This is a genomic window from Microcoleus sp. PH2017_34_RAT_O_A, from assembly GCF_020737885.1.
Lineage (GTDB): Bacteria > Cyanobacteriota > Cyanobacteriia > Cyanobacteriales > Microcoleaceae > Microcoleus.
The window spans coordinates 1-10,343 of the sequence record NZ_JAEQDD010000151.1; the positions used below are offsets into that span (position 1 = coordinate 1).

The window sequence follows — 10,343 nt, forward strand, 5'->3', positions numbered from 1 at the left end:
TGAATTCATAAGTCAGATTGAACACTTGCATCACCTCCTTGTTTGATTTTACCCAATTTCTACAAAATGGCAACAGGATTTCTAGAATAAAGTAGTCCTGGAAGGACGAGGCTCTAACCCCCTAATTTTTGTAGAACAGGAGATCGAGGACATTGCAGTTTGTCCTGTGCCGGAAATACCGGAGCAAGTAGCGGTAGAAAAAAAATCTCCATACTGCTACTAACTGTGCTAATTTCAATGTGAGCTGTAAACAATCATGCGGGAAATCTGCCAGAGCGTGGAAACCATATTTCAACTGCTGTTAGACGAACTCAAAAAGTCCACTCGCGCGTCTGAGCAGAATTGCCAAGATGTAGCAGGGCGACTCGCAGCAGAAGTCAACAGGATATGCACAGAAAGTCAGAGAATTCAAAACTCGGGAGACATAGAGGGTTCAGCCCAGAGTCTAGCTCAGCACCGCTTGCAACAATGCCTCCACTATTACACTTTAGGCTCCGGGCCCGGGCGAGTAGAATTGCACAGTACCCTCAGCGCGATCGTCTATCGCTACATCACCCCTCCACAGGTGCAGTCTAGCTATCAGGCGCGAGTAGAACTGATCAAAGATTTCTTGCAAGGATTTTATCTGGAAGCTTTAAAGGCATTCCGGCGGGAAACCGAACTGCCACCTACCTACAGTCCTCGCACTCGCTTAGAACTAGCAGAGTACATGGCCTTTGTAGAGCGTTTTGGCAAGCGACGCATTCCCTTGCCTCGCAACCGGAGCCAGCAACTAATTATTTTGCGGGCCCAAACTTTTTCCCAGCAGCAACCCAAAGAAACCTCCGTGGATATGGAACAAGCCGCCGATGGAGGGGCTTCAGATTCCGACCAAACTTGGAACGACACGTCGGTGCACTCGGTGCGGGAAGCGATGGCAGGACAGGGTTCCTCGGCAATTCGCCCTCAAGGCGAAGAGTCAGAATCTCTGCGGCAAAATGTGATTGATGAATTAGTGGCGTATTTGAAAGAGCGCAACCAACAAGAATGCGCTGATTATTTCATATTGCGCTTGCAAGACTTGCCGACTAATGAAATAGAGTCGCTTCTAAACATAACTCCCCGTCAAAGAGACTATTTGCAGCAACGCTTTAAGTACCATTTGCTCAGGTTTGCCATGTCGCACCGCTGGGAACTGGTTCACCAGTGGCTGGAAGCAGACTTAGATAAAAATCTGGGTTTGCTGCCTTCCCAGTGGCAGATATTTGGCGACCAAATCGGGCCAGAGGGGCAGCGTTTGTTAAAGTTGAAGCAACAGGGTCTGTCGGAGTCAGCGATCGCGCAAACCCTCGGCAGCACGGTAGCCCAGGTACAGAAACGGTGGTTTAAATTACTCGAACTTGCCTGGGAATTACGAAATCGTTCAGATTCCGGAGAAGGGGCATCTAGTGATGAATAACGAAACGAACAGGGATGCAGAGGCTTTCGAGCGCCATTTCTTAGACTGGGTATTGCAGGCGCCGATCGAGAATGCCTCTAGCGAAGATGAGGAGAACTTCAATCTGCCCCCTTCTTCAGAAGAGTGGGGCAACGAAGACAATTCTGGGGTGGAATACTGGGAATGGGACGAACCAGACCCGCTGGATTATCAAGTGAGGGGGCACAGCAATGCACCCGCACAACCGCTGACTATTGGAGATATACCGACCGTGCAAGACCGTTTTCAGACCTTGTTAAAAGAAAGGCTTAGAGCCGAAATCGAATCCAACCCGCCTCTGTTCCCCTGGGAAACAGAAATTAAAAGTTACGACCACGACTACCCAGACGATGTAGCCCCCCAATGGGTTCCCCCCCTACACATCTGGACTCCCCAACTACAAAATATTAGATGGGGTCGCCTGCCAATTCCGATCGCCCAAGGGGTTTTTGCTCAACTGCTAGAACCTTGTCAGGAATTGGTAATGTTGTCACTGCGGGAAGGAGCAAAGTTAGTCCGCGCTGTAGATAGCTTGTTTCCAGACCAGTCTCAGGAACTTAACGAATTAGCTGGTATGGTACTTCTGGGTGCGACAAGAGGAATTACAGCTTCAGAAGTAGAAGATTTACCGAATTACGAAGTGGCAACTACCGATCAACAAATGCTCATGTCGCTGTTGGCCGCCCGAGAAATCATTGACTCTCTAACTTTGGATTGTCCTGTAAATCAGCCGCCGGTTTCCCGAGAATGGTTGACAGCTTTGGGTTCGCTGACTCTGCAAGCTCAATACCTGTCCAACCGCAATACAGAACCACCAAGGCCGTGTTTAAGAGTTGAATGCGAATTTCCTGGGGGAGGAAGTTTGGAACTCAAGGGAGGAGATGCCGAAGCAACTGCACATCGTCCGAATTCCGGGCATTTAAGTGTGGAGTTGTTCGATCCGCAACCGGATAAGATTTATGCCTTAGAAGTTCGATTCCAAAACTTCGAGACTAGACCTCTGATGTTTGCTATTCGTCCAGTTTTGTCAGGACAAGATAGCAACTAGAAAGTTTAGTTGACAGTTGACAGTTGATAGTTGACAGTTGACAGTTGACAGTTGACAGCTACCTCTACCTGGAATGAAGAAGATTGGAGTAATGAATAGTCTAATTTTACTTTCTCCCTACAAGGGAGAGGCTTTAAGCCAAGTCTTTCTGGTAAAATTAGAGTAAATAATGTATGTTTTTCCTCTAGGGTTTGACCTCACACACAAACAAATTCAATCCCCCGACCTCGCTCGTGAAAAGCAAAAAAAATTAGATTTTAGTTAAAGCCCTCTCAGATTTATCTGTGGATTCAATCTAAAATCTAAAATCTAAAATCTAAAATCGTTGGATGGGTGCACATGACAACTGATAACCTGCGAAAGATACCTGTTTTGGGTAAGCTGTGGGAGCAGATTGAGGCAATGCCTCCGCCGGTGATTGAGGATTCTTTGCTGCTGCGAATCCTGGTTCAGTTGTTGGTAATTGTGGGCATTGTGGCGACAGACGTTGCTGCTGAAGAAGCGCTGAACCTGTGGGCTGTGCCTGTTAGCATTGTGGGGGCAACTTGGAGTTGGTACCGCCGCCGCGATCGCAATGTGGCTGCTAAGTTCTGCATAGCTATTGCCATGCTGGTGGCGCTGTTGGCTTTTTTTACCCGTTTGGTAGGAGAATTGAACGATACCCGGTTAGTTTTGGCGCAACTGTTAATTAACATTCAAGTGTTACACAGCTTCGATTTGCCGCGCCGCAAAGATTTGGGCTATTCGATCGTCATCGGGTTGATTTTGTTGAGTGTAGCGGCGACTATCAGTCAAACGCTGACTTTTGGGCCGTTGCTAGTGGTGTTTTTGGCTTTAGCGCTGCCGACTTTGGTGTTGGATTATCGATCGCGCTTGGGACTTTCCAAGGCAGACGATAGCAAGCAGAAAGTAGAAGGTGCAGCCAAAAATAAGAACTGGTCACTATTTGCTGCTACTCTATCCCCCAAGTATTTTGGTTGGCTGCTAGCGATAACTCTCGGGTTGGGGCTGACTATTTTTGCGTTTTTGCCGCGCCTCCCGGGCTATCAGTTGCGGACTTTTCCTGTCAGTGCTCCCATTCAATATCAGGGGGAGTTTGACTCGCGCAGCATTTTAAATCCGGGGTATGTCAGAGGGGGAAATGAACAAGGAAGTGGCGGAGGAAGGGGGAGAAACCCAGACAAAGGGCCAGGAGAGGTGGACTCTACTTTTTATTACGGTTTCAACCAGCGCATCAATCAGAATTTGCGGGGGGAAATGAAACCCCAAGTGGTGATGCGCGTGCGATCGCAAGCGGCGGGTTTTTGGCGGGTGTTGGGCTTTGACAAGTATACTGGTCAGGGTTGGGAAATTTCTCGCAACGATCGAGCTGAAAAGGTGAATAGACCTAGGTGGTCTTTTCAATTTTATCTGAATCCTTTTCCGAATGCGCCTCGGATTCAAGAGGTGATTCAAAGTTATACTATTATTGCTCAGTTGCCGAATTTGATTCCGGCTTTGGCTAAGCCGAAGGAACTGTATTTTCCGACGATGGATGTGGCGGTGGATGCGGAGGGCGGTTTGCGATCGCCTGTGGAATTGCGGGAAGGTTTGACTTATACGGTGATTTCTAATGTACCTGTTCGCGATCGTTCCGGGTTGGGGCAAACTGGTACTAATTATCCGAAAAATATTCGCAAGTTCTATTTGGACGTGCCGCCGAAAATTGCCGCCAAGGTGCGAGAAAAAACCGAAGAAATTTTGTTGGCGAGAACAAGAGTAGCTAAGTCAGACAGGGCGATCGATTCTCCCTACGAAAAAGCTTTGTATTTAGCTCAATATTTGAAGCAAAACCCGAATTATAAACTTGTAAAAGCTTTGCCTTACTTGAAAGAAACAGAAGATTTAGTCGAGGGTTTTCTGTTTGGCTATCAAAACACGCAAGACGGCAAAAAGGTTACAGGCGGATATCCCGACCATTTTTCGACGGTACTGGCAATTATGCTCAGATCGATCGGGATTCCGGCGCGAGTGGCTGGCGGTTTCGATACGGGGGAGTTCAACCCGTTTACTGGTTTGTATGTGGTAAAAAATACCGACGCTTTCATGATGACGGAAGTATATTTTCCCAATTACGGCTGGTTTGGTTTTAATCCGATTCCAGGTTATCCGTTGATGCCGGCTTCGGTGGAAGACAACCAGACTTTTAGCGCGCTGGAATGGTTTTGGAAGTGGATCGCAGGTTGGCTACCGACGCCTCTGAGAAGCGGGCTGGATTCGGTTATCGGTTTTGTAATTGGCTGGATCACTTTGATTCTGGGCTGGTTTCTGGGACAGTTTGCTAAGGGTTGGGTTGGGTTGTTTACTGGGTTGATTGGTGCGATCGGCTTTGGCTTCATTGGCTGGTTAATTTGGCAAGGGTGGCGCAAGTGGCGCTATCGGCGTTGGCTGGGTAAGTTACCGCCGGTAGAGGGGGTTTATCAGCAAATGTTGAAGGATTTGGCGAGTCGGGGATTTGCCAAGCAGAAAGCTCAAACGCCTTTGGAGTATGCTGAGGCAATGCGCGGCCATCATGCAACCGATGAAGCTGAGGTAATTGAGGAAGTTTCGCAAGCTTACGTGCGGTGGAAGTACGGTGGCGAAGCGGGAAATTTGGATCAGTTGCGGCGGTTGGTGGATAATTTAAGGCGATCGCACTTAAAGAAACTGAAAAACCGCTGGTTGTCAAAATTCACAACGCCCAACCTCAAATAAAGGTTCGATCGTTCGGAATGCAAGTCTCATATGAGGTACGTAGTTGGGCTTTAGCCCTCCAGGTTTAGTAGTTATATAAGCTGTCAGTCATGCCTCATATTTTCAAGAAAGGCTATATAATATTTATTTAAAGTGCGAATTTAAGCCTTGGGCAAAACATAGATGAATCAATTTTGATTTCGGAATCTTCTTTTCCTAATGAATATCAAAATCAAATTATTCATCTACCTCTAACTAAAATAGAATACTAATTATTCTTAATGTTAAACTAATCTTAGAACATTGGAGGTTTTCCCATGATTCAAGCAATATCCAAGTTAATAACTTTCGATGAGTTTCTGGAATGGAAGCCCGAAAACGGACGCTATGAACTACATAACGGAGTTATTATTGAGATGCAGACGACAGGAAAACATGAAGAAGTTGTTGATTTTTTGCAGACAGAACTAATCCTAGAAACTCGGCGACTGCAACTTCCCTATCGATTCCCCAAGAATGCCCTCATTAAATCTCCAGAACAAGAAAAAGGTTATTTGCCTGATGTTTTAGCAGTTAATCGTGATGCTTTAGCGTTAGAGCCTTTATGGGCAAAATCCTCAACAATTACTCAAGGCTCATCGATTTTTCTCGCGATTGAAGTTGTCAGCACAAATTGGCGCGATGATTATGCACATAAGATGATCGAATATGAAGCATTAGGCATTTCTGAATACTGGATTGTCGATTATCTGGGTTTGGGAGGTAGCCGTTATATTGGTTCTCCGAAACAGCCTACTTTGTCGGTTTGTCAATTGGTAGATGGTGAATATCAGGTTAAGCTGTTTCGGGGAAATGAGAGAATTGAGTCGGTGGTATTTCCAGAGTTGACTTTGACGGCGGAACAAATTTTTAATGGCGGGTAAAAAAGCCGGGTTTCTCTGCATTACACCCGCAGTCCAGCAGGGAATTAATTCCCTGGCGGACTTTGGGGTTAAGTTACCATATATCGGCACTGCGATGTCCCGTATTTTCTCGAATCGCAAACTACTTATCTCATCAAAATCGACCAACTAGGAACGTCAGACAAACCTCACAAATCACAAATCAAGTAATCTGTCAACAAAACTTGAGCAATTAGGCCGCCAGATTGGAAAATTAAATAATTATTGCAGTTTAGCTGGGGCTGCTTGTATTTGTGCTAGAAATGAGGGAATAAAGAATGTTGAAAGTCACGCCTCATGGATGAAAACCGCGTCCGAGCTTACCTGAATCTGATTCAATTGCTGCTGAGTTGTCCGTCTGGGGAAGAGGGGAATGTATTGCAGGAGCACTCTGAGTTTGTTGACTCAGGCTTGATTGAAGTGATGCAGGAAGTGGCGAGTCGGATGGCGGCGGATGGTGAAGAAAATGCGGGTTTTTTGCAGCAATTGGCGGGGCAAATTAGTCAAGCTTTGGCTCAAGAGACGCAGGGAGGGAATGCAGACCGCAATTCTGCTTATCTGCAATTGATTAATGCGCTACTGAGTTGTCCTAGCGGTGAGGAACCGCAAATTTTACAGGATAACTCCCAATTGCTGGATGCTGGGTTTCTGCAAGCTTGCGAGGCGGTAGCGGCAACGTTGGCAGCGGAAGGAGAGGATAATCAGGCTAATTATTTGCTAAATCTTGCCCGTGAGGTAGGAGAATTCTTGGGCTTCACATCCTCTGAACGTAATAATTTTGAGAATATCTCCCCACGTGATTATTTAGCGTTTTTGCAATTGCTGGTGCAGACAGAGCAAAATAATTTTGGTGGGGATACGCACCACGTTTATGCAGTATTACAAGCAAATATAGATAAGCTAAATCTTAATTTTATTCCACTTTTCCAACAAACTATGACTGGATTACTGGGTGGAATAGAAGACCCTAAAGAAGCTGAACGAGTTGCTGCTTTCATTGAAAATATTGGTATTAAGATTTGCCAATTCCCTAGAGGCAATAGGGCTGAAAACCTAGAAATTTCTATTGCGACCTACGAAATCGTGCTTTCAGTTCGTACCTTTGAAACCAAGCCAGAACAATGGGCGCAGACGCAAAATAATCTGGGAAATGTCTATGTATACAGAATCAGGGGAGAGAGAGCAGACAATATTGAAAAGGCGATCCTTTGTTACCAAGATGCACTAAAAGTTCGTACACGCGATACCTTTCCGACAGATTGGGCAACGACCCAAAATAATCTGGCGGCGGCCTACTATTCCAGAATCAGGGGAAAGAAAGCAGACAATATAGAAAGGGCGATCGCATCTTTCACTGAAGCACTGGAAGTACGCACCAGCATCCGCGAGGAAATTCCCGAACAATGGGCGCAGACGCAAAATAATCTGGGAGAAGCTTACCGTCAAAGAATCAAGGGAGAGCGGGCAGATAATATCGAGCAGGCGATCGCATATTACACTGCTGCACTGGAAGTCTACACCCACGAGGAATTTCCCGAACAAAGGGCGCAGACGCAAAATAATCTGGGAGAAGCTTACCGTCAAAGAATCAAGGGAGAGCCGGAACAAAATATCGAGCAGGCGATCGTATTTTACAATAATGCACTGGAAGTCTTTACCCACGAGGAATTTCCGGAACAATGGGCAACAACGTTAAATAATTTAGCAATTACCTACTTGCTCAGAATCCGGGGAGAGAGGGCAGAAAATATCGAGCAGGGACTCACATCTTTCACAGCCGCATTGAAAGTCTGCACCCGCGAAGCTTTTCCCCAAAACCATGCTGAAACCTTATTTAATTTAGGGATTGCCTATCGAAAAGTTCCCAACTTGCAGCTAGCCCACGATACTTTTGCTGAAGCCATTAACACCGTAGAATTACTGCGGAGTGAGATTCATTCTGGCGATGAAACTAAACAGAAATTAGCCGAAGAATGGAATAAACTCTATCGAAATATGGTAGAAGTTTGCATCGAACTAAAAAACTACACCGAAGCCATAGAATACGCCGAACGCAGCAAAGCCCGCAACTTAGTCGAACTCCTCGCCACCCGCGATTTCTACCCCAAAGGTGACATTCCCGAAACCGTTATCAACCAACTCTCGCGCCTGCGTCGAGAAATTGATACCGAACAGCGACGAGTGGACATCGAACAGACAAATCGTAACAACAATGGCGGCAGGATATCGGGAGAACGCAGCCCCCAAATCGACAACCTACAAACCACCATTCGCGATCAAACCAATCTAACCCAATTACGTCAACAACTAAATGAATTGATTGACCGCGAAATTAAACCCATAGACCCCGATTTCGCACTCACCCAAGAAGTTAAAGGCATCTCCTACAGCGACATTCAATCCCTCACAGCAGAAAACACCGCTATCCTTCAGTGGTACATTACAAGCGACAGACTTCTTGCTTTCATCATCACCCCAGAATCACCAACTCCGATAGTCTGGCAATCTTCAAAAACCGACTTTAAAGCCTTAGAAAATTGGTTCAACGAGTATCTGAAAGACTACCAAGAAAACAAAACTCAATGGCAGCAAAACCTAGCCTCCCGCCTCCAAAGTCTAGCTGATATTTTGCATCTCAACGATCTTCTGGGAAGAGTTGCCAAACAGTGCAGTCAACTAATTCTCATTCCCCATCGCTACCTGCACCTTCTCCCCCTTCACGCCTTGCCAGTTAGCCGTGAAACCTGGCAGCGGTTTAATTCAGAAACCCCGTCTCCCGAACCCACTAATCCTTGCCTGCTAGATTGCTTCAAACAAAGTGTCCGGTACGCCCCCAGTTGCCAACTGCTGCAACAGGCACAAAGGCGAGAACGCCCCAATTTTACACACCTATTTGCCGTCCAAAATCCCAACAATAACCTGCCGTTTACCGATATAGAAGTACCAGCCATCCGTCAGAATTTCCCAGCCGAAAATCAAGATATTCTTATCCAAAATAATGCCATAAAATCAGCCATAAATGACAACCGCCTCCGCATCGCCCACTGCGCCCACTTTAGCTGTCACGGCTACTTTAACTTTCAGCAACCTTTGCTCTCCGCATTGCAGCTAGCCGACAGCGAATTACCCCCGCCAGCGCCAGCAGAATCAAATCCCAACCGTTATCAACCGTTAGAAAATGGCAACATTCTCGACCTTGACAAATGCCTCACCTTAGCAGACATCTTTGCCCTCGACTTCCGAGAATGTCGCCTAGTAGTCCTCTCCGCCTGCGAAACCGGCATCAGCGACTTTAAAAGCATCAGCGATGAATATATCAGCTTACCTAGCGGTTTTCTGGTGGCCGGGAGTTCCAGTGTAGTACCGACACTTTGGGCAGTTAATGATTTGTCTACTTCATTGCTGATGATAGAATTTTATCAGAATCTCAAAGCCGGGTTAAGCGTCGCTCTTGCCCTCAACAAAGCTCAACTTTGGCTGCGGGATGTTACAGTAGAAAAGTTACAACAGTGGACAAGCAAACTTTCGATACGTCCCTCCCTAAAAGAGGATCTATACGATATGCTCGATCATCTAGACTCGACAGAACAACCACCTTTTCGATCGCATTATCATTGGGCTGCATTTTGTGCAACTGGTCAGTAGAAATCAAATAAGTATGCTGGAAATTAATCAGAAAAATATCAACGCCTTCATACACCTCATCAAAAATCATAAACCCCTGTTTTTGATAGACAATAGGCATGAAGACCTTAATCAAGCAAAAGATACTTTCCGAGAAACAGAGGATGAACTGGCTGATGATATCATTGAATGGTGTGCAAAGTACACCGACATTCAACAAGCATTACGCCAGACTCGCAAAGAGTTGTATCCAGCAGCAACCAAATCTACGGAGAATCGCCTACCCGGAAGCAAAAAAATAAATCCTCCACCAACTCCTACACCTCCCAAATCTGCCAAAGAAACGCTATTAAATGCCATTCAAGAAAGTTTCCCCAACCAGTCAAAATAGAAGACTGGGCGGTTGAAATAATAGCAACCCCCAAGGCGATGGGATAAATTGTAGGGTTCCTACATTTTTATTTAGCCCACATTCCGCAGATGTGGGTCGGATTTTTTTATCAGTTGTGAAAACTTGGAAGCCAAACGCTTTTGGGCTGAAATTATGCAGTGTTAGCCTTAC

At 46.0% G+C, this 10,343-nt stretch carries 6 protein-coding genes; all 6 read left to right on the top strand.

Features of this window, described 5'->3' with window-relative positions; all coding sequences use genetic code 11:
• The first annotated feature begins 256 nt into the window (after positions 1 to 256).
• The 6 genes from hetZ (at position 257) to JGK11_RS31225 (ending at position 10,172) form a co-directional block, all read left to right on the top strand.
• The gene (hetZ, locus tag JGK11_RS31200; RefSeq protein WP_293181759.1) at positions 257 to 1,438 is read left to right on the top strand and encodes a heterocyst differentiation protein HetZ; all 1,182 of its coding nucleotides are present in this window, start codon (positions 257 to 259) and stop codon (positions 1,436 to 1,438) included.
• Positions 1,431 to 2,504 (top strand): hypothetical protein, encoded by a 1,074-nt coding sequence (locus tag JGK11_RS31205; protein WP_293181761.1) that lies wholly within the window; start codon positions 1,431 to 1,433, stop codon positions 2,502 to 2,504. Before hetZ ends, JGK11_RS31205 begins: the two co-directional genes overlap by 8 nt.
• Positions 2,505 to 2,843: 339 nt before the next feature.
• Entirely contained in the window at positions 2,844 to 5,237 is a 2,394-nt protein-coding gene (locus tag JGK11_RS31210) for a transglutaminaseTgpA domain-containing protein (RefSeq protein ID WP_293214279.1), read from the top strand.
• A 296-nt stretch (positions 5,238 to 5,533) separates the two neighbouring features.
• Entirely contained in the window at positions 5,534 to 6,139 is a 606-nt protein-coding gene (locus JGK11_RS31215; protein ID WP_293214281.1) for a Uma2 family endonuclease, read from the top strand.
• Between the two features lie 315 nt (positions 6,140 to 6,454).
• Positions 6,455 to 9,802, top strand: a complete 3,348-nt coding sequence (locus JGK11_RS31220; RefSeq protein WP_293214283.1) for a CHAT domain-containing tetratricopeptide repeat protein — start codon at positions 6,455 to 6,457, stop codon at positions 9,800 to 9,802.
• 13 nt (positions 9,803 to 9,815) lie between these two features.
• A complete protein-coding gene (locus tag JGK11_RS31225; protein WP_293214285.1) occupies positions 9,816 to 10,172 on the top strand; it encodes a hypothetical protein in 357 nt (118 codons plus the stop codon).
• The last annotated feature ends 171 nt before the right edge of the window (positions 10,173 to 10,343 follow it).